Source organism: Butyrivibrio sp. (genome assembly GCF_017940685.1).
Lineage (GTDB): Bacteria > Bacillota > Clostridia > Lachnospirales > Lachnospiraceae > Butyrivibrio.
Genome location: NZ_JAGAYD010000127.1, coordinates 12,249 through 32,819, shown reverse-complemented (window position 1 = coordinate 32,819; position 20,571 = coordinate 12,249). Strand labels below are relative to the sequence as shown.

Here is a 20,571-nt window from a genome sequence, read left to right as displayed (position 1 = left end):
TGGCAGATCTTATTTCGTGTAATATGGCCTCAAAGTCTTCACTTTTTACCATCTTTTCGCGGAAATAAAAAATCAGTCTTCCATCTAACTCTTTATAATTGCGCGGATGTAGCTTAATACTATAATTATTTATCATCATTTTCCATCCTCTCTGGATCCGCATCCAGATGTACTGGAAAATCCTTTATATGTTCCAAATCATCATTATTGAAATACTCTAATAATGCCCACTCCTGACTAGTAAACAGATCCTGAATTATATCCGCCATATTTATTCCACCTTCAATTCTTTAATCTAGGAATTATTGTTTCGTATCCTGGTCTTTCCCTTAAATCCAAGCTAGTCATTTTCTCTATTAGCGCCAGTAACTTGTCCATCCCCGTAATCCCCATAAGATATTCCGGAGGTTGCGGAATCTGACACCATTTATTTTCTCTGGCTCTATACTGATACTCAAACCCGATTCTTGGTGCATAACCAAACAGCATCTCATAAAAAATCTGCCCTATTGCAAAAATATCTGTCCTATTAGTAATACTGACACTAAAGGCTTTTTGTCCGAGCTGCTCTGGTGCCTGATAATTTGTTGTACCAACATTTCTGATGTGGTTTAGATTTGCACATCCAAAATCAATAATGTATACATCCCATCTTTTTGTCTTGGCATTAAAATTGATGAAAATATTCTCTGGCTTAAGGTCTCTGTGTACAAAGGAAGAATACTTTCGATTGATATCTCTCATTATCTCGCAGATCTGGATTATGATGCACTTGCGAACAAAAACATCCTTCCCAGTTAATGTTTCTTTATTATGTTTATTCATCCACTGTCTTAGAGAGCATCCCGGCACCATATCCATGACGATCACAAATTGCTTTTCTTTGCGATTATCCCAAGAATCAAAAACTCTTGGAGTTCTCTTCGTACATTTAGAGACCTTCTCTAGTGTCTTTGCTTCTTCTTTGCTCACTTCCAATAGGCTATTGGCCACTTTAGAGTCTTCAATTTTCCCATAATTTAGTATTTTGACAAATAGTTCTTTGTTTTCACTAGTTTTTGTCTTTCCGCACCAAATATTTGAGAGCTCATTACTATAAATTGGTCCCTCTACGTTATACTCTTTTCCAGTGTTAATACTGGTCAACAACATCCTGCAGTTTCTCCTTTAACTCCATGGGACTGTATATCATGTTAATTGAGCTTGTAAATATGTCATAAAGAATGTCTGCTATTTCATCGGGGAAAATATCATATAGCACTGAATCGTCTATTTCTTCCTTAACCAGTGACGGGTCCTTGCAATAAACCATTATTTTACCAAGAGAATACACGTCAACTTTTTCCCAGTTTATATCAAGTGGTCCATTTTCAGCGAAATTTCTTAGTTCTCTGGGCATATATGGATTTTGTGTAATTAGTTCTCTCATGCTTCCAATTACAGTTGCTTCGTACCCAGTGATCTTGGCAGTTTCCATATTGACTACTCCTGCCATGTAACCGTCAGCATTTGGCGTAATGATAACATTTCCAGGCTGGAGATTTCTTAAATGAATTCCCTCACCAATTGACTCTAATTCCAAAAGAGCATTGGTAATATCCAAAGCTATCATAACTACCTGTTTGTCTGTTAATTGACCTCCTTGCATCTCTGAAAGCAAGCACGAATCGTTATATACAGAATATGCTATGTACTCCCTATCAGACTCTGCAAGTAAATTACTTGGATAGTAAACATCCAAAAGATAACTCGTTCTACCTTTGTTTCCTTTAATTCTATTACCAGCCAGCATTCCCCTTTCACCAAGAGTATTTCCTATCTCCTCTTCACTGTTTCTGTGATATATCTGGAGATAATAATAGTTTTCTTGTGGATCTTTCACAAAATAATTAAATTCACCAAAAATAACTTCATTAGGGGCTTTTGGCACTGCACGCACAATTTCAAAAAAGCCAAATGGAACCTTCAACTTATCAAAATCAATATCTGTATGAGTATGAAACACATCCTGAAAAACATGAAAAAGAGCCTCCACTGAGTCCATGGCTTTCTTTACGCTCTTTTCATTTACCACTTGTATCTTTTGCGATCCTTTATTGATATGCAGAGCATCATTGCCATTCTTTCTGATCACTGCGGCATCTTCAGTCTTTGTAATTATTCCATTTTTAACACAAGTAGCTATCATTGTTGCCAGGTTTGGATTCCCTGGCTTACCATCTCCCGATGGTATAATCTGCTTCACAGCATGTTCCTTTATCATCCCTTTGCACAGTATTTCAAGAGCGGCTCTTGCATGCGCTACAGAAATAAAAGGCGATACTATAATATATCGCTCCGCAGCCTTACAATTTCTAAGAAGCTGATCTTTCCTATCAAATTCAATATCATCAAAAACATCAAAATTCATAAGAATACTCCAGTTGTCATCGTTCAGTGTATGTAATGCTTTAAAGATGATTTAATGATACATCTACCTCTTATGCGGATCCGTTTCCTCTTTCATCCGATACATCTTCTCATCAGCAACCTCAATGTATTCATCCAGTGTATCCATTCCCTCTTTTAGTGGTAAAAAGACATATCCATAGCTTGCAGATACTTCAAAGGGATTGTCGTGACTAGCGTTATAATCATTAAGCTCTGACTCAAGAACAGTTCCAAAGCTTTCATATTCAGTACTGTCCTTTTCCAGTGGACAGAAAACCAGGAACTCATCTCCGCCAGTCCTGATTATGCTTGAGCCCTTGGGAGCAGCTTTTTGGAGTGCATCAGCAACTGTTGCTATGGCGGTATCTCCTGCGCTGTGTCCAAAGGTATCATTCATGTACTTAAGACCGTTAAGGTCCAGGACACATACAAAGATATCCTTGTTGTTATCACGGGTATCCTGAAGTGCAATATTCTCAGAATACTTAAGGCCTTTTCTGTTATAGCAGCCAGTCTGGGCATCAGTCATGTTCTCGATAAAGAGCTTGTTGTACTTATCTTCCAGCGTACTGATAGTTTTAAGAAGTTCGTTACGATCAGCTAAAAGAACATTCTTCTGAGTATGGACATCCTCTAATAAGATCAGATATTCGTGGCCTGTTGGACTATCTTCCACCTTAGCATTACATATTGTTATCCTTGACCAATAATATCCCAGATCAGTATGCCTGATGCGGCACTCACAAGATATGTAAACCTCCCCAGAAAGAGCTTTATTAAGATCATCGATATTACTAAGCAATAACAGACTATTCCTGTCTTCCGGATGAGTATTCTTATATAACGAGGAAAACAAATCGTCATAGACTCTGACGTTTGAAGCATTAAGAGTATCAAGTTCTTTGTTACAGTCAACCAAATGGCATGATAAACTCCCCTCTTCAACTAAAACGATAAGCTGATAGAGGCTTTTTATAGCATTGCCAATCGAAGCCTTTTTAGCCCCAGTCAAATAGCTATCCATAGACCCCCTCAATATGAAAATAATCGATATATCAATTATATCACGCTATTTTCCCTAAATATATCATTTCATTGGTTTAACACTGTCCAAGATTCATCTCAACCCTCTTCAATATCTCTGGCAGTATCCTGACAGAGTTTACCTTATATCTCTCCTTCATGGTTTCAATCAGTTCTTTTCTGGACTTATCAGGTAGTTCAATTGTACTGCAGTATATACAAAGTGCAGAATCTGCGACCTGCTTGCTTATGGGACTCATCTGAAGCAGAAGGCTGTCAATCAGCAGCGATATGCTGGAAAAGACATCTGTGCCATATGAAGTAAACGATATCTGCTGAAGGGAGTAAAAGGGCTCAACCTCCGAATAGTCCAGATCTGCCGTATATAGATCCTGTAAGTAGCTATTGGCAGTTTCCACCAGTGCTCTCTCAATATCACCAAGCCTCACCCAAAATCCCTCGTCGTCGCACCGCCTTGCAGACACGCTAATGGGCAGACTTGTCACTCCTCTTGTAATAAAGAGATTGATATCATACAGATCAGTACCGGAAACGTGAGCGCTAATAGTCTCAGGAAATACATACACTTCACTGGTACTCTTTCTTACTGGTTCTCTTTTGGCAATGCCATTTTTATTGTTCTCGTGGAAAGAGATGATCATTTCTTCTCCGCGAGTGGCATCTGCCTTGATGTACACAGCTATCCTGTAATACTCATCAAGAACATATATTGCATTGTCGAATTTCTCCTGGCTTTTAACCTCCTTTATCATAAAAGGCTGAATATGCTCAAGATATTTTTTGACATACTCCAGTTTATCTACGCCAAGATAGTCAAAGTACTTAGAAAGATGCCGGTTAAGCGCAGATGTATGTTCCGACTCATCAAGTCTTATTCTGTCCAGTCTCGCAAGTCTCCGCAATCTCTTACAGAGCATTTTCTTGTTTTTTAGATTGTCATCATATTGCTTGCCTGAGTTCTCAGTGGGCCTTTCAATAATATCATGTTCATTTTTAGGCGCCAGATTTCTAACATAGGTCAGAATCATTACTCTCTGAACATCATCTGACGCCCTAAACATTTCTATAAGACTCTTTTCATCCTCACTTATAATCATTTTAGCTCTTTTCCTTCTTTATCTGCTCAACATATCCCCGCAGCTGCCCTTCCCAATCTACATTTTCTGAATAGAACAGCGTCCCCAGGATTTCTGGGTAGTTGTAGTTTTGGTTTGAACACACAAGGATCGGCACATCCCAGTGCTCCCTGATGGCCATCTCAACCAGCTTGTCGCCGCACCGATCTTCCCCAACGCCCTTCTCGGGTGGGTACCACATGTCTGTGATGAGCAGGTCATAGGGATTGCCTGCTGCCAGGGCCTCTTTATATCTTGCAACGCCATCTGCAAGGTTGCGTTCGCAATCAATGTCAGTTATCCTGCAGCTCTCAAGCACATCCCTTATGGCTCTGTGTTTAGTTGGTGTATCTTCGATGTTTAGTACTCTCATTTTGTTTACCCCCTCTCTGGATTATATCACAACGACTTTCTTTGGCTTCTGGCCCTTGGGTTTCGCTCCAAAGTCCAGCCTTACTGAGAAGCTGTACACACCATCTGTAAAAAGAAAAGTGTGAGATCCGTCCTGTCTTGGAAGGGCCCTTACCTGGGCTCTGCACTGGTGCATCATGGGAAAGTCTACGTTTCCCACAACGTCTCTTTCTACCAGAGCCCTCACATCTTCCATGACGCTGTCACGGGTTTTCTTATGGCAGGGTTCCTTCCCATCAGAAGCCTGCCCCATGGCCTCCTTCTGCTTTCTTGCCTCCTCCTGAACTTCCTTTCTGATTGGAAGTTCATTGAAGAAGAGCTTTAGCCTGTCAGGCAAAAGAGATGAGGTTTCTGTTTCCTTAAAGAGGTCTGAAACTATGGTAAGGAGCGCATGTTCATACTGGTAAGTTTTGGTCATGGGATCAACGTAGAACTTATCAAGTCCCTTTCCGTCTTCTAGCTTTATTTCTGTGTAGGTTTTTACAATCTTTTTCATGTACTTACCCTCCGTAAATATGTTATTTTCAAGGTTCATAAGACAAAGAAACAGGTTGGACATAGTGATAGCGCCGCTATTGCCATTCAATATGTTCAACCTGTTATAAATTTCAATCTGTTATTCTTTTGTTTCTTGTCTTATGAGCTAATTATATATTTTTCGGAAGATAGTACAATAAACCTACGGTTTAGTCCCCATCACCAGGGGTTAACCTGCTGGCCGGAGCCCCCTTCACCATCGCCGGAGCCATCACTACTCTGATCGCCGTTTCCGCCGCCTTCCTCATCGCCGCCGATAAAGTCGGAGTACTTTTCTAGTGTGCCCTGCTGGTCCTTGCGGTCCTCCATAGCGTCCTTCTTCTTGCCTTCAAGTTCGCCCTGGACTTTCTTTTCTCTCTCGGAAGGGCCTGAGCCGCCGCCGGAGCTACTATCGCTATCATCAGATGAGCTGTTTTGCTCCTGCTGCCCATTAGAGCCGTTCTGGTCAGGGTTCTGGAGCTTTTTGATCATCTCATCGATGTCTTCTTTAAGCTGCTGAGCCTCAGGGTCATGGCCCTTCTCTCCTTCTGCCTCTGCAGCGCACCCCTTTTCTGTCAGCACGTCTCTTGCCTTGTACAGGATGAAAAGAGCTGTGTCTATCTTGTCCTGTGAATCCAGGTGATAAAAGTCTATGGTATCGCAAAGAGAAAGCGCCAGGTTAACCCTGATGTCGCACTCCTTAGCCTCAGGAGGATACATCTCAAGGGCCTTGGTGTAATAGGATATGGCTGAGTTGTAGTCCCCAAGCTTGTAGGATGCATTTCCCAGGTTGTAAAGTGGCACATAGCTCTCAGGGAAATTCATGGTCAAAAGAGATTTCACTTTATCAACCTGATAATCCCCTTGTTCATAGGCACTTACAAAACTGTGGTTTATTATAAGGCGCCTTGCCATCACCACCGTAACGGCCAGCAAAAACAGCCCGCAAACCGCCGCAAATATTACTCTCAGAGGAATCTTTTTCATTATCACAGCCTCCCTCTTCTTACAAATAGCACGATCTCAAGCACCAGCATAAAGATCAGCGGATACGCAAAGAAGAAATAGATATCTCTTTCTATCTCTGCACCGTTTCCTGATTCAATGATGGTCTTGCTGCTCTCTTTTATGATCTCAACAGCGCCGTCAAGGGCGGAACTGCCGCTGTTCATGTTAAGGTACTGTAGACCCAAGTCCGTGGCGATCTTATTAAGGTTCTCCTCATCAATCCTGGAGATGGCATCCTTGTGGGTGCTATAGTCGTAGATATACCCATAGCCAAAGTCCTCTTTCATTTTGCCGCCATTTTCACTTCCATATCCAAGCACAGCACCAGCATCGATGTACTGGGCAAGCTCCGAGTAGTCCACAAGCTCTTTTCCATTGGTGATCTCACCATCGCTTATGAAAAACACAATGGTCTTGCGGTTCTCTTTTCTTGCTGAAGAACGTAGCAGTGCGTCAATGTCCTGATAGGGAATAGACAGATTGCTTCCCTTGGCGTAGTCGCTGTCAGGAGATTTGAAAGTGTCAAACAGATCCTTGATGTACTGCATATCCTGGGTAAAAGGCGACAACACATGAGCAGTGTCATCAAAGGTCACAAGGCCAAAGTTACTGCCTGCAAGCTCATTGATGATGGAGTTTGCGTCCTTTATAACGCCGCTCATCCTCTCCCTTTTGCCGTTGTAGTCCTGAGCCCACATACTGATGGTATTGTCCACGATAAACAAAACATCCAGGTTCTTGGTTGCAAACTCATACTGAGTTTCAGGGATCACAGGGCGAAGGCCAATGACCAGGATCAGCACGTAGATAGCGCTCATCCTAAGGAGGGACGTTATCTTTTCTTTTGTATTAAATTTATTCCTGATAATAAGAAGTGCTGTAACGCCAAATAGTGCAGCTATAACAAGGAGCAGCACTCCAATTGGAAGTATAGGTTTAATGCTCATTTTTGTAATACCAATCCCGCAAGGCACCCAGCAACGAGGCACCCCAGCATTATGATAAATGGAACCCTTGGAAGGTCGATTGTTTGTCTTGTCATAACAACCTTAACAAGCATGGCCTCCTGCTTCTGGATATCCTTGACGATCTCTTCAACAGTCTGGGACCTGGTCCTTATGTAGAACTTGCCCCCTGTTGTCTCGACTGCCTCCTTAAAGCCAGCAAGGCAGGATGAATAGTCGTACTCCTCTGGCAGATAGAACTTCTCTTCCGATGGGAAGATGCCAAAGACAGTGACCTTGTTCTTTTTGCAGTAATTAGCTGCTTCCTTTAAGTTGAGAACCTCTCTGACGAAAGAGTTATTCTCATTGTCGGTGCTCATGATGATAACTCTTGTCCTCTCGGAATTGCCCAGGTATGGAAAAGAGTAAAGAGCGGTGCCAAGGCCTTCTCCGATAAGGGAAGATCCTCTGTACCAGTTCTCATACAGTGTCCCTGCCTCGAAGTAATCAAGCTTATCCTGAAGCTCAGCGTACCTTGCATACTTGTCATCAGGCATGTATGTAAAGCTGTCATAGACAGTGTAATACTCCTCGAAGTACTCTTTTTGCATGGCAAAATAAACATCCAGCTCATCCAATCTGTCCAGGATGTAGTCGTAGTCATCAGTCAGAGGCACGTAAGTTACAGATGAGGTGTTGAAGATATTTATTCCAAACCTGTCTCCGTCAAGGCCCGCCACAACGCCCTTGTAGTAGTCAACGATCTCAGCGTTAAGGTCGTAGAGCGAGTAGGAAACGTCAAGACACAGTATGATATCTCTTTTCTTAACACCGCTTACCACATCGTCGGTCTTGTATGGCCTGGCAGCCAGGAAAAGAGCTGCCACAGACGCAAGGACCATTCCTGCCATAAAAATGGAAAGCAGGATCCTGTACCTGGTATTTAAGGACTTATAGAGCTTGGAATTTCTGATCCTAGCGGTGTTGGCTGCCTTTAGACCACCCTCAAAGCTCTCAGTCCTCTTCTTATGAACCAAATAGATTATCAAAAGAGCTGCCAACAGGGCACATACGCCTACTATGACAACCTCTTTATACATCAGCATCAGCTCCATGAATTTATCACTCCCATTGCTACTCTGCAGGAAGCAGCAAAATCTTTGTTCTCAGCCTTCTCATCCTCGGCAAACTCAGGAACGTAGTACTCTTCCATAAGTTCGTCCAGCTTTCTTATGCCAAGAGCCTTAACTTCCTTGACAGTAAAGGACTCAACATTTATGCCGGTTACCTCATGGACAAAGCTCCTGATGATACCGCTCAGCTTCTGGTAGCCATCTCTCTTTGACAGCTTCCCTGACAGATAGCCATTAAGCAGCACAGAAACCCTTCCGATGTAGTCCTTTTTCATCTTGGCAAGGTTTTCAGGGGTAAGGTGTATCTTGTGATATCTTGGCCGTTTGGCGGTAGCTTTTTCCCTAAGGTCCAAAAGCTTTTTTACCACATACACAAGGATCACCGCAGCGATAATTCCAAGAACGATGGTGGCTAGTGTGACGATCCAGCTGTATTCAAATGGCGCCTGAAGTTTAACCGTAGTAACCATTTCTATACCTTTCAAGGAGCGCGATCACGCTCTCAATAATATCTTCCTGTTTGGAGATTGTTGTCATGGCTGCCCGCAGCTGTTTGCAGGTATGGGACACTCCATCAATTATCTCCTGTCTCTGTCTTACTTCTTCCTCATGGAGAGCCTTTGAGTGGGATAAAAAGAATCTCTCGTAGACCTTAAGGTCACTGTCAAAGACCTGGTCTCCAGTAAGAAAGGCATCTTCAATGTTTATGATCATGAGGTCATTATTGTCAGTGATACTCCTGACTATGCCTGGGTCAAGCTCGCTAAGTCCCTCTATGTCTGTGAGGATAAAAATGATCATCCTCTTATGGACTGTGTTAAGGACTTCTTTTATGGTGTCCGTCAGGGAAACAGTGCTGTCAGAGTCCACACTCTTTTCATAGTCATAAAGAAGGCTCTCCAGGTGGTCCGTTCCTGACTTGAAGATACTGGTGGTGGCGTGGGTGCTTCCTGAATAGGACAGAGCAAAATCAGCGCCGTTCCTGCCCACTATATAAGCAAGGGTTCCAAAGGTCATCATCATAAGCTCCGCCTTGCTCTCACCAGAAGTGGTGTCTCCAAGCATCTTAAGGCCTCTGTCGCAGATGAACATCACGTTGTGGCGGCGGGATGTCTCATATCTGCGCACAAGAATAGAGCCCATGCGGGATGAACTCTTCCAGTCGATGTCGTGGACATCATCCCCATAGGTATATTCCTTAAGATCATCAAACTCCATACTGCGGCCTCTGTGAACAGAGTGGAAATCACCGTCAAGGATATTTGACGTCTTTCTCTTTGTATAAAGGGCTACTGCCCTTCTTATTTTTGACAGATACTCGTAATCGATCTTCATTATGGTGCCTTCACAGAATTAACAAGGGCGTCTATAACTGCCTCTACAGGCACGTTGTCAGCTACTGCCAGATAGTTAAGACCTATACGGTGCCTAAGTACCTGGTGGCTGACCTGCTTGACGTCCTCAGGAGTTACATAAGTTCTGCCCTGGATAAGAGCTGCTGCCTTGGCCATCTTAAGGAAAGATATGGAAGCTCTTGGGCTTGCTCCGATCCTGATGTACTTGGCAAGTTCCATTCCCTGTATCTGATTAGCTCTTCTTGATGCCACAACTATGCTTGAGATATACCACTTGATGGCGTCATCAACATAGACTCTCTCTGCGATATCCTGAAGCCTGTCGACATCTTTGATGGTAAGCACTGGAGGATCAACCTTTGAAATTGCTCCGGACTCGATCCTGTTTAAGATCTCTACTTCATCCCCAGCTGTTGGATAGGTGATGACTTCCTTTATAAGGAATCTGTCGGTCTGTGCCTCTGAAAGAGGATAGGTTCCCTCCTGCTCAATTGGGTTTTGAGTTGCGATAACGATGAAGATATCCTCAGGCATGTGATAGCTCTTTCCGCCGATAGTTACCTGCTTCTCCTGCATGGCTTCCAGCATGGCTGACTGAGTCTTGGCACTTGACCTGTTGACCTCATCAAGAAGAACGAAGTTTGCAAAGACAGGTCCAAGTATGTTCTCAAACTTGCCTGTAGCCTGGTTGTAGATCTGTGTTCCAATGATATCTCCAGGAAGAAGGTCCGGAGTACACTGGATCCTTGCAAACTTGCCATCAACAGCATCAGAAATAGCCTTGGCTGCAGTTGTCTTGGCAAGACCAGGAACTGACTCAATAAGGATGTGGCCATCTGCCACAATGGCTCCCACCAGGGAAAACTTAAGCTGTGACTGACCAACCACTTTCTTTTCAAAATAGTCAGAGAGCTTTTTTAAAACCTCCTGGGAGTAGGTAAACTCCTCTTCGGTGATGTTATTATTAGCACTTGTTACTTCCATAGTATTTCTCCATTTTTTAGAGTCTTTTAAAAACGGCAGGAGTCAGATGATCTGCCGACTCCTACCACTTCATTGGTTTTATCTGATTATGGTTGCCAGGTTTCTCATGATGCCTGCAGCGATGTCAGGCTTGTTCATGGAGTAAACGTGGATGTGGCTTACACCGTTAGAGATAAGATCGATGATCTGGTCGCTGGCGTAGATGATGCCTGCTTCCTTCATCTTCTCTGGGTCGTCAGCAAAACGGTCCACCATGATCTTCATCTTCTGAGGAATGGTAGAGCCTGAAAGAGCAACGCTCCTTGAAACCTGTTTGGCATTGGTTATTGGCATGATGCCTGGAAGAACAGGTACTTCAATGCCCTTTTCTCTTATTCTGTACAGGAACTGATAGAGAGTTGAGTTGTCAAAAAACATCTGGGTTGTAAGGAAATCGCATCCTGCATCAACCTTCTCTTTTAAATGCTGAATGTCCTCAGACTGGCGAGCACACTCAACGTGGCCCTCTGGATAGCAGGCTCCGCCGATGCAGAAGCTCTCATCTATGGACTTAATGTCGTAGATAAGCTCTGTAGCATGGTCGTAGTCATAGCATATGCGGCCCTCTTTTGGGATATCGCCGCGAAGCGCCATGATGTTTTCAATGCCCCTCTCCTTGTACTCAGAGATCATGGCCTTTACTGTATCCTTGGTGGAGGATACACAGGTTAAGTGTGATAAAACAGTTACGCCATACTTGTCCTGAAGGTCTGAAGAAATGGCAGCTGTGTTCTTGCTGGTTCCGCCGCCTGCGCCATAGGTTACGCTCATGAAATCAGGTTTAAGAGCTGCTATCTCAGCTGCTGCCTGCTCAACTGCAGCATATCCGGCGTCAGTCTTTGGAGGAAATACCTCAAAGGACAGGGTCACTTCTTTATTTTTGAATATATCAGTAATCTTCATGCTGTCACTCCTTTTATTTTGTAAGATATGCGGATTGCTCCGCTTATGCTCGCGCAATCCTCGCCCATTCGGAATCCGCACTATCGTGCTACTTCCTCATGTTCGTTCGGTCTTCAAGGTCAGGCAGATTATCATGCAAGCATGAAATCTGTCTGACTTTGAATCCCTATATCTTACACGTTTATCTCTGCTGACATTCCAAGGTCTTCCTTGTTAGCATCAAGGATAGGCCCCACCACTTCTGAAAGGAACTTCTCTACCTGGTGAGCAGAGCATCCAACGTACTTTTTAGGATCCATTGATGCCTTGAGCTCCTCAAGGGTAAGTGGAAATGCAGGGTCCTCTGCAATAAGCTCAAGAAGGTTGTTGTCCTTACCTTCTACCTTGACAGTCTTGCCAGCTTCCATAGAGAGCTCTCTGATCTTTTCATGGAGCTCCTGTCTGTCGCCCCCTGCCTTAACTGCATCCATCATGATGTTCTCAGTTGCCATGAATGGAAGCTCAGAAAGCATGTGCTTTTCAATAACCTTAGGATAAACCACAAGTCCGTCAACAACGTTTAGGCAAAGGTCTAAAACGCCGTCTGTAGCAAGGAATCCCTCAGGGATTGAAAGGCGCTTATTGGCTGAATCATCAAGAGTTCTCTCAAACCACTGGGAAACCTCTGTGATAGCAGGGTTAAGTGTATCTATGATGACATATCTTGAAAGTGAGCAGATCCTCTCACTTCTCATAGGATTTCTCTTATATGCCATAGCTGAAGAACCGATCTGGCTCTTTTCAAATGGCTCCTCAACCTCTTTGAGATGCTGAAGAAGTCTGATGTCCTGAGCCATCTTGGTTGCTGATGAGCAGATGCCTGCAAGGACGTTGATAACCTTCATGTCCACCTTGCGGCTGTAGGTCTGTCCTGAAACTGCCATGCATCCCTTAAAGCCCATCTTTTCTGCAAGCATTGGATCAAGCTTATCAACCTTAGATAGGTCTCCGTCAAAGAGCTCAAGGAAGGAAGCCTGAGTTCCTGTTGTTCCCTTGGATCCAAGGAGCTTCATGTTATCAAGGACGTAGTCAAGATCCTCAAGATCCATGGTAAAGTCCTGAAGCCACAGACACGCTCTTTTTCCAACTGTTGTAGGCTGTGCGGGCTGGAAATGTGTAAATCCAAGAGTCGGCTGATCCTTGTACTCTTCAGCAAATTTAGAAAGAGAAGCAATGACATTGATGAGCTTTTTACGAACAAGCTTAAGAGCCTCTGTCATCACGATGATATCTGTATTGTCACCAACGTAGCAGCTTGTTGCGCCAAGATGGATGATTCCCTTAGCCTTAGGGCACTGGGTTCCATAAGCGTAAACATGGCTCATTACATCGTGGCGAACTTCCTTCTCCCTGGCCTTGGCAACATCGTAGTTGATGTCGTCCTTGTGAGCCTTGAGTTCTTCAATCTGCTCATCTGTAATAGGAAGTCCAAGTTCCTGCTCTATCTCTGCAAGGGCGATCCAAAGTCTCCTCCAGGTCCTGAATTTCATATCAGGAGAAAAAATATACTGCATCTCCTTACTTGCATACCTCTCTGACAATGGGCTTACATAGCGGTCTGTACTCATTTTTCACAATCTCCTCTTTCTTGAATATATTCACATATGTATATAGGGGTAAAAGTCCGGCTCGGTGGCCTGCATGGCAAAAATGCACAATATTTTGCGATTTTTAAACCACCGAGCCGGACTTTTACCCAATACTATATCAAACATTAGGGTACTTGTCCTCATATTTTGAAACCATATCAAGAATTTCCTGGGTGTACTTGGGATACTGCCTAGCCATATCCTCGATCTCAAGCTTGGCATTTCCAGCAACCACATCCCTGTTGTACTCCATGCGCTTTCTAAGGGACTGCCTGCGGACATTGAGGCTGTGCCTTATCTCTACCTCTTCGTTGTGATTTAAAAGAGCCTCAACCTGGTGGATCCAGATATCAGGGTCCTTGACTCTGTAGTGGCGCAGCATGTAGATAAGGTCTTTTTCGTTGGAATCAAGAAGCTTTCTTGCATCCTCGAACTTAGCCCTTTCTTTTACTTCCTGCTCGTAGCGCTCGTACAGATCTGTCAGTTCTTTTGAAGAGTTTACGCCGTATTTGATACACAGGTAATCAATAAGGTTGGTGTTGTTTACGTATCTTATCTTAACCTGGTTTTGAAGCATTATAAGCCTTGAGATGGACTTTGTCACTGTTTTAAGTTCAACTGCTGCATTGGAATTCTGAACATACAAAACCGTAATGGCAATGGCAGACAACAGGATCGTCACCATGTAGCCATATACCACGTTAAGCCCAAGGGCAAACTGCAGTGACAAAAGAAATATCAGTATCACCACAAGTGCTACACCAATTGCAATTATCAGTCTCTTTGTATTTTCTATGGTTCCAAGAAGCTCCTCTTCCTGGAACATGTAAGCTTCATGCTCACTGTCAAGGCGCTTTAAGTCGTTTCGGATCTTCTTTTGATAGCTCTCAGCCTCAGCGAGCTTACCAGCTCCTGACCTTGCATCCTTTTGGAGTCTCTCCATGCGTTCAAATTCAGCATCGGTCATCTTGCTTTTTCTTTTGCCAAACTTCTCCTTGGCTACCTGAGAGTCTACAATCTTCTGGGCGCACTCATCAATCTCAGCCCTCTGCTCCGGTGGCAGAGCATCGATCTCCTCCATGTCACGAAGGTGGCTTGTGACATCGTTGTATTCAAACTCCAGGGCGTCAAGTTCCCTGGCAGCCTCCTGCATCTGAAGAAGGCAGCTGCCTATGTACTCTCTTCTCTGGACGGGGTCGTCCATGTCCACGTCTTTTCTGGTGTAGACAATGTCGTTCCAGTCCTGGAGCCTTGTCTGCTCCGCCCAGTCCTCGTCTCTGTGATTGTTTGAAAAGATGTCTAAAAAGCCCATTTATTTCACCCTGTCTTTTACAAGCTCTCTGTATGTCTGCTTCATCTTGTCAGTTATCTCGCTCACCTGCTCGTAGTACTCGTGCATCTTGCCCTCTGCCTTGTAGACAGAAAGAGTACCGAGCCTGTGGTTTTCATCGCTGGAAGCATAGAGATCTTCAGCTTCCTTCATTCTCTTTTCTATTTCCATGGAAGCCTCGTAGGCCTCGTCATTATCAGCTATAAAAGAAACATACTCCTTGTTTGAAAGATCCATCCTGACAGCAGATAAGTACTGGTAGTAAGACTCCTTATCTCCGCTGTCTTCATAGGCCTTAAGGAACATTTTTGCTGCCTTGTCAAACAAAAAGAGCCTTGCATACATGACACCTTCGTTGTGCTCGATCCTTCCTCGAAGCTGCCTGTCAATTGAAGGAGTGTTGGCAAGAAGGAACTCGTACTCCCTGAAAGCCATGGCATATCTTCCATTCTTAAGAAGGAAGTTTGCCCTTGCTAGCTTTTTCTGGTAAACGTCCATTCCGGCATTTCCACGAAGAATCTCCTCAGTCTTGTCCACTTCCTTTCTGGTGTTGTAGCCAACATAATCAAGGATAGTTCCTGCAAGAGCAGCCATGGAGCACTTCTTTGCGTACATGCTCCTTAGTTCGTCTGAGAGCTTAACAAGGCTGCACTCCTCCTCGATCCAGTCAAAGAGCGAACTGCCAAAGCTCTCCTCATCAAGGAGAAATGCGTTTTTGACTATGCAGTAGCACAGCTCCTCGATGCAATAGACGTTTCTGCCTATCTTCTCTATGTGATATGGATTTTCAGCATAGCTTCCTATGCACAAAATCGGTTTACTCATTGGTCTATACCTCTATAGTCTGCTCCCACACCTTGCCAGTAGCCGGGAACAATTCTCCAAAGCCCTTGTCTGTCACCTTGACGTTAACTTCATTTACACTGCTCATGCTCATGGATATGTGAAGTCTCGTGGTGCCTGCAGGTCTTTTCACAAGGCCGTCAAGATAGAGCTGAACAATCTTTGGGCGGCCGCCGGTAAGCGGCGTAACCTCGATATTAAGTATTCCGCTGGGGTCCATGATGATATCAAGACCTGTCTCTGCCTCGTACCAATTGACACCTGCATCTAAAAGTGCATGATAAACCTCGGTTCCACACTTTAAAAGCTTCATTCCAAGATTGGCCTTAAGCTTGTCCTCTCCAAGAAATACAAACCTGCTGCCATTTTCTGTGGGAGCCACCCTCTCTCTTGCTGCAATGCTTGCGCCCTTGCTAAAGAGATTGTTGCCCTGGAACACGCGCCTTGTCCTGCACAAAAACTCAAGGGACCTCTTGGTCCACTTCTCATGGAAGCCATCTCCAAGAAGGAATACCGTTGAGATTATCTTTTCCTCGCAGACCTTCTGCATGATGGTCAGAAACTCGTCATCAAGTCTCTCACAGGTCTTGTGGAAAAGAGCTGCATCCTTAGGAAAACCAGTTGGAAGCATAAGGTCATCAAAATTCTCAACGTTTATCGTCGCAACAACAGGCTTGGTGTTGGTGTTAAGTGTCATCTTAAACACGGAGAGCTCCTCAAGATCATAGTCGCAGGCAAGGACTGTGTGACGGGCCAGGTCATCCGGCTGGTAGAGCATGTAGTTGTAAAAACTCTCCTCGTGGCTCTGATAAAAGATATTTGAAGTCTTAAGCTCAAGAGCCGCTGTCACTGCGTTAAGTACCTGTACCATGCGGTGATCAAGGCTTCTTGTTGTAAACATTATGGCGTCCACGTTGTCCATGGAAACCTCAAGTGAAAGGAGGGATAAGCTTCTTTTCACAAACAGTGTAAGAAGTGCTATGGGGTCGTACTCTGTCTCTCCAACCACTACAGGCTTACCTTCCTTGGCGGCAGCAATAAGCCCGTCCACCCTGGTGCCATCGCCGTCCTCAATGTGTCTTACAGCTTCCTTGCCGTAAAACCACTGATTGACGTCCTTTCTTTTACACAGGACAGTAGGGATATTATAAAGTTCACTCCCTGCCAGAACTGACAGAGTTTCAGGCATATCTGCATCTGACGCCAGGTAGCTGATCTGAGATACCTTTTCACCCAGATCATACCCCAGGACAAATCGCCTTGAGTCAGAATTACCAAAAAGCATTGTCTATCATCCTTCCTTGCTGTCTTCCATATCCATCTCGGAAAAGAGCTTGTCGCAAATAAACTTTTTCTTGTAGTACTCGCCAATAAGGTTGTCCACTGTATCGTAGTCCTGCAGCGTCTCCCCGATCATAATGTCGTTGATAAGGCTAAACCTTCCAGGGAGCTGACCGCCAATGATGTCACTCTTTTGAATGGTTCCGCTCTCAGTAAGGATCTCCTCCTCGCCGCTTTGCTCAGTGATGTAGTACTGCATCTGCTCGCCAAAGAACAGAACAAAATCTGAAACGTAGATACCATCGTACATCTGGCGCATGGTAACCACCTTGTACTCATTGCCTTCGTCGTTATCAAGTCTGTAGTGCACCTTGCAGTTTGCATCAGGACGGGTCCTGTACTCCAGCATAGTCTTGTCTATAAACTGCACCATATCTGGCAAAATGCCAGAATATTCCTGGAAGAAAGAAAAGTACACGTCCTTTGAAAGAAGGCGGCGAAGGAACCTTGCCGCAACCTCCTCGTTGACCTCTTCTTCCGATTTCCTGTCTGTAGCATAGTAGCGCAGGTATGCAAGCTCGCACACCTCAGAAAGTGGCATGTTTTCAAGGGAGAGCTTCTCAATCCTGTCAAAGACAAACCTGTCTGTCACTGTTCCCTTTACAAAGCTGTCATAGGAACTCTGGGACAGGAAGGCCATCTCAACGTCAGCTACTCCACCGCTCTTTACGTAGTTTTTGAAGACTTCCATCTTCTCGCCAATATAGGAGCCACTGTAAAGCCCCTGAATGATGATCCTCTCCGAAAGGGCATAGGTATCAAGTCCAAAGGACTCTGCCGCCCTCCAGATATCCCTCATTTCCTTAAGGGTTCCGTTGTAGTGAGCAATGAGGAAATTAAGGAGCTGCTCATCGTACTTGCCTGATCTGAAGGCATACCCTGCTATCTCAAGCTCTTTTTCCCCTGGCTCCAGGGTGCCCTTGTCAAGGAGTCTTACGCATAGCTTAAGTATTACCCTTGCATCTATTGAGAAGCATCCAAAGGTCTTGACCCACTCCATGGCATTGTCGTAGAGGCCTGACATTACCATGATCTCAAGGATCTCCGCCCTCTTCTGGCTGTCAAGGTCCGTAGGGTCAATGTTTACAAGATACTCTGAAAGCTGCCTTGTAAAATCGTTGTCGTAGTAGTACCTGATGAGGTTTCCTGATATCTCGTTCCTGAAGCTCTTTCTTACAAGCTCAGAAGCGGCAAGATCTCTGTATCTGCCCACATTGTCCATGTCGATGGTGTAAGCGTTCTTTCCAAGATCACACAAAAACAGATCCAGGTTCTCTTTTCCCTTCTGGATATAAGGGATCGCATAGGAAGCGAGCTTACCCGGAAGCATCAGCTTGGTGTTGGTGTAAGGGATACTTCCCGCATACCTGTTGTCATCGTGGTCAGTTAAAAGAACTGTGTAATCACTGCCATATAGTGGCACGTAGCAGACTCCGTCGATGACAGGGAATCTCATGGCGCCCTCGCACTTGTCATACACAACACAGACGCCGTTTACCCTTGGATCCGAAACCCTGATCTCTGAGGTATAAAGAACTGACAAAACCTTGGAGGCATTGGCTGCATCAACCATCTGCCTTGTGAGCATGTTCTTGTAAAGATAGCCAAGATCCCTGGTAACCCTGCCCTTGTCAAGCTGGGCCATAAGGAACTTCTCTATCTGTGGAACATAGGAATCATAGAGCTCAGGATAGTCCTCTTTGTGCTCATGGATGTATCTGTAAAGTATTGCATTTTTGTCGTATTCAAGGTCACTCTGATATGAGAAGTACATAAGGACCATCTTGTTGATGTCGCAAGGCAAAAGCCCGTTTTCATCGGTGTAGATGCTCATCATGTAGTACTCATAGAGTCTTGTTATGCGAAGCTCACTCTCAACGCCCTTCTGGTACCACTCAAAGGCAAAGGGTGCTGTCTTGCCGCCCTTGATAAGGAGAGATACGATTGCCTCAAGCACATCGCTGTTTTCCCTTATCTCATAGCAGGCCTTTAAGATCCTAAATAGCCTCATGTCAAAGTTTCTTACTCTCATGGACAGATATACTATCTGGTCTATGAGGTTAAGAGATATGATCTGCTTTTTAGCCCCGTACTCAAGGACAAAAAGCTCATAGTTATCAAGATGTGTAAGTATTGAAGGCGAATCATTTAAAAGATTCATGGCCTCCAAGTACAGGATCGGACTTCTGCAGCCATAGGAGAACTGCTCTTCAAGCATCATCCATTTGCGGGACGTACTTGTGGTGTACTCCTCTGAAATATATAAAAGAAGCCATGCAATGCGCCAGTTATCAGGGTTTCGCCTGAATATCCCCTCAAGCCTTTCAGCGATGTCGTTTATGTAAGCATCCTCTCTGCTGCAAAGTGTGGACAGGTACAGATAGTAGCTGTAAAGAGTATCACCATCGGTATCCAGGGCCTCTTTTTCCGCCTGATCAAGGATCCACTTGCCCTCATTGACTCTGCCTGCTGTTATGTAATACTGGGCGGTATAGAGCCTTACTTCCAGGTTCTTGTCGTCGATGGCGTTCATCTTGGAGATGATCTTGCCTGTCTCAGAAAGCCACGCCCTTGAAGTTATCTTTTTGCAGCTGAAGTTCTCATAGACTCTCACAAGGTCTACTGTGAGCCTCTTCATCTCCTGATAGTCCCCGGTCAAGTGATTATCAGATAAGTGAACTGCCACAGTTACAGGGAATATGACCTCTGTAAAGTTATTGTAGAAGCGGATGCGGCCGTAATTGTTGCCCTCATGGAGCTTCTCATAAATAAGGTGCATTTTGACCCTGGCTGTTGCGCCGGTAAAGTCATCCTCTCCGATCTCATATCTGTCGAGGCTAATAAAATCACCATCTACATCTGCAAACAAATGAGTATATCCCCATCCGTTCTTGGTTATGATAATGCCGTGGTCGCCATTAAGGCCGGTAAAGTCTATCTGCAAAGACTCCTGGTCTATAACGAAAGACACAGGCTGTTTCTTGTTGATGGAAATAAGGAACTCCTCAACGTTCTGCTCGTTGTCAGGATTTTCAGAAAGGCCCCTGTAGAGGCTCTCGTACTGGGCGTCATTGCCCTTAAGTACCGATATGAAGTCAGCAGAATAAAAGAGGTTTACCGCCTCATCCCAATCTGTCTTGGCTAAATTTGCAAAATGAAATAGATTTTTGATATCACCAAGGCTACTTGCAACAACCTGCGACCTTACAGTGACAACGAAGGGAAGAACATACTCTCCCTGATTAGATATTATGCGAAAATCCCCCTTAAGAACGTCACCATGTGACATTCCAAGGGCATTAAATCTGTAGGATACTTCATAAGGAGAACCTGAAACCTCTGGCGTAATGACCTCCATCCTAAGATCAGATGAAGTCACCTTGCCCTCTAACAGAGCATTCTCAGGTCCAAAAATCGTAAAAGAACCAGTAGCTGCCTCACCGGGTCCAAGACCTATCTCTATACGGGCAGTAGAAAAATCCAAATTTCTCTGCGTATAAACATATTTTCCCTGTAGAAGCTGATCTATAATCTCTCTCACGACACA

The 20,571-nt window shown here is 44.4% G+C and carries 19 protein-coding genes; all 19 read right to left on the bottom strand.

Going from position 1 to position 20,571, the window contains the following annotated elements:
- Positions 1–125: 125 nt before the first annotated feature.
- The 19 genes from J6I68_RS08260 to J6I68_RS08170 all read right to left on the bottom strand — a co-directional run bounded on the left by J6I68_RS08260 (position 126) and on the right by J6I68_RS08170 (position 20,565).
- Complete coding sequence (locus J6I68_RS08260) at positions 126–269, bottom strand: hypothetical protein (RefSeq protein ID WP_292219467.1); 144 nt, start codon at positions 267–269, stop codon at positions 126–128.
- A 13-nt stretch (positions 270–282) separates the two neighbouring features.
- Complete coding sequence (locus tag J6I68_RS08255; protein WP_292219464.1) at positions 283–1,146, bottom strand: protein kinase domain-containing protein; 864 nt, start codon at positions 1,144–1,146, stop codon at positions 283–285.
- Positions 1,133–2,410, bottom strand: coding sequence for a DUF4145 domain-containing protein (locus tag J6I68_RS08250; RefSeq protein ID WP_292219461.1), 1,278 nt, complete (start codon positions 2,408–2,410; stop codon positions 1,133–1,135). The genes J6I68_RS08255 and J6I68_RS08250 overlap by 14 nt, the downstream gene beginning before the upstream one ends.
- Positions 2,411–2,473: 63 nt before the next feature.
- A complete protein-coding gene (locus J6I68_RS08245; protein WP_292219458.1) occupies positions 2,474–3,454 on the bottom strand; it encodes a sensor domain-containing diguanylate cyclase in 981 nt (326 codons plus the stop codon).
- Between the two features lie 76 nt (positions 3,455–3,530).
- Positions 3,531–4,571: a hypothetical protein gene (locus J6I68_RS08240; RefSeq protein WP_292219457.1), complete on the bottom strand. Its 1,041-nt coding sequence runs from the start codon at positions 4,569–4,571 to the stop codon at positions 3,531–3,533.
- A 1-nt stretch (position 4,572) separates the two neighbouring features.
- A complete protein-coding gene (locus J6I68_RS08235) occupies positions 4,573–4,962 on the bottom strand; it encodes a response regulator (protein WP_292219455.1) in 390 nt (129 codons plus the stop codon).
- A gap of 21 nt (positions 4,963–4,983) precedes the next feature.
- Positions 4,984–5,496, bottom strand: coding sequence for a hypothetical protein (locus J6I68_RS08230; protein WP_292219453.1), 513 nt, complete (start codon positions 5,494–5,496; stop codon positions 4,984–4,986).
- Between the two features lie 200 nt (positions 5,497–5,696).
- Entirely contained in the window at positions 5,697–6,503 is an 807-nt protein-coding gene (locus J6I68_RS08225; protein WP_292219450.1) for a tetratricopeptide repeat protein, read from the bottom strand.
- Between the two features lie 2 nt (positions 6,504–6,505).
- On the bottom strand, positions 6,506–7,471 hold the full coding sequence (locus tag J6I68_RS08220; protein ID WP_292219447.1) for a vWA domain-containing protein: 966 nt from the start codon (positions 7,469–7,471) through the stop codon (positions 6,506–6,508).
- Entirely contained in the window at positions 7,468–8,568 is a 1,101-nt protein-coding gene (locus tag J6I68_RS08215) for a vWA domain-containing protein (protein WP_292219444.1), read from the bottom strand. Before J6I68_RS08215 ends, J6I68_RS08220 begins: the two co-directional genes overlap by 4 nt.
- Before the next feature lie 5 nt (positions 8,569–8,573).
- Positions 8,574–9,071 carry a hypothetical protein gene (locus J6I68_RS08210; protein ID WP_292219443.1) on the bottom strand — a complete coding sequence of 166 codons (498 nt, stop codon included), beginning with the start codon at positions 9,069–9,071 and terminating at the stop codon, positions 8,574–8,576.
- On the bottom strand, positions 9,055–9,936 hold the full coding sequence (locus tag J6I68_RS08205; RefSeq protein WP_292219440.1) for a DUF58 domain-containing protein: 882 nt from the start codon (positions 9,934–9,936) through the stop codon (positions 9,055–9,057). Before J6I68_RS08205 ends, J6I68_RS08210 begins: the two co-directional genes overlap by 17 nt.
- Positions 9,936–10,940, bottom strand: a complete 1,005-nt coding sequence (locus J6I68_RS08200; protein WP_292219437.1) for an AAA family ATPase — start codon at positions 10,938–10,940, stop codon at positions 9,936–9,938. Before J6I68_RS08200 ends, J6I68_RS08205 begins: the two co-directional genes overlap by 1 nt.
- A 78-nt stretch (positions 10,941–11,018) precedes the next feature.
- Positions 11,019–11,882 carry a methylenetetrahydrofolate reductase [NAD(P)H] gene (gene metF, locus J6I68_RS08195; RefSeq protein WP_292219434.1) on the bottom strand — a complete coding sequence of 288 codons (864 nt, stop codon included), beginning with the start codon at positions 11,880–11,882 and terminating at the stop codon, positions 11,019–11,021.
- A gap of 173 nt (positions 11,883–12,055) precedes the next feature.
- Complete coding sequence (gene purB / locus J6I68_RS08190) at positions 12,056–13,489, bottom strand: adenylosuccinate lyase (RefSeq protein WP_292219432.1); 1,434 nt, start codon at positions 13,487–13,489, stop codon at positions 12,056–12,058.
- 139 nt (positions 13,490–13,628) lie between these two features.
- Positions 13,629–14,822 (bottom strand): hypothetical protein, encoded by a 1,194-nt coding sequence (locus J6I68_RS08185; protein WP_292219430.1) that lies wholly within the window; start codon positions 14,820–14,822, stop codon positions 13,629–13,631.
- Positions 14,823–15,665 carry a hypothetical protein gene (locus J6I68_RS08180; RefSeq protein WP_292219427.1) on the bottom strand — a complete coding sequence of 281 codons (843 nt, stop codon included), beginning with the start codon at positions 15,663–15,665 and terminating at the stop codon, positions 14,823–14,825. It abuts the gene before it with no gap.
- 4 nt (positions 15,666–15,669) lie between these two features.
- Entirely contained in the window at positions 15,670–16,968 is a 1,299-nt protein-coding gene (locus J6I68_RS08175) for a DUF5716 family protein (RefSeq protein WP_292219425.1), read from the bottom strand.
- A 6-nt stretch (positions 16,969–16,974) separates the two neighbouring features.
- Complete coding sequence (locus tag J6I68_RS08170; RefSeq protein ID WP_292219422.1) at positions 16,975–20,565, bottom strand: DUF5717 family protein; 3,591 nt, start codon at positions 20,563–20,565, stop codon at positions 16,975–16,977.
- Positions 20,566–20,571: the final 6 nt, after the last annotated feature.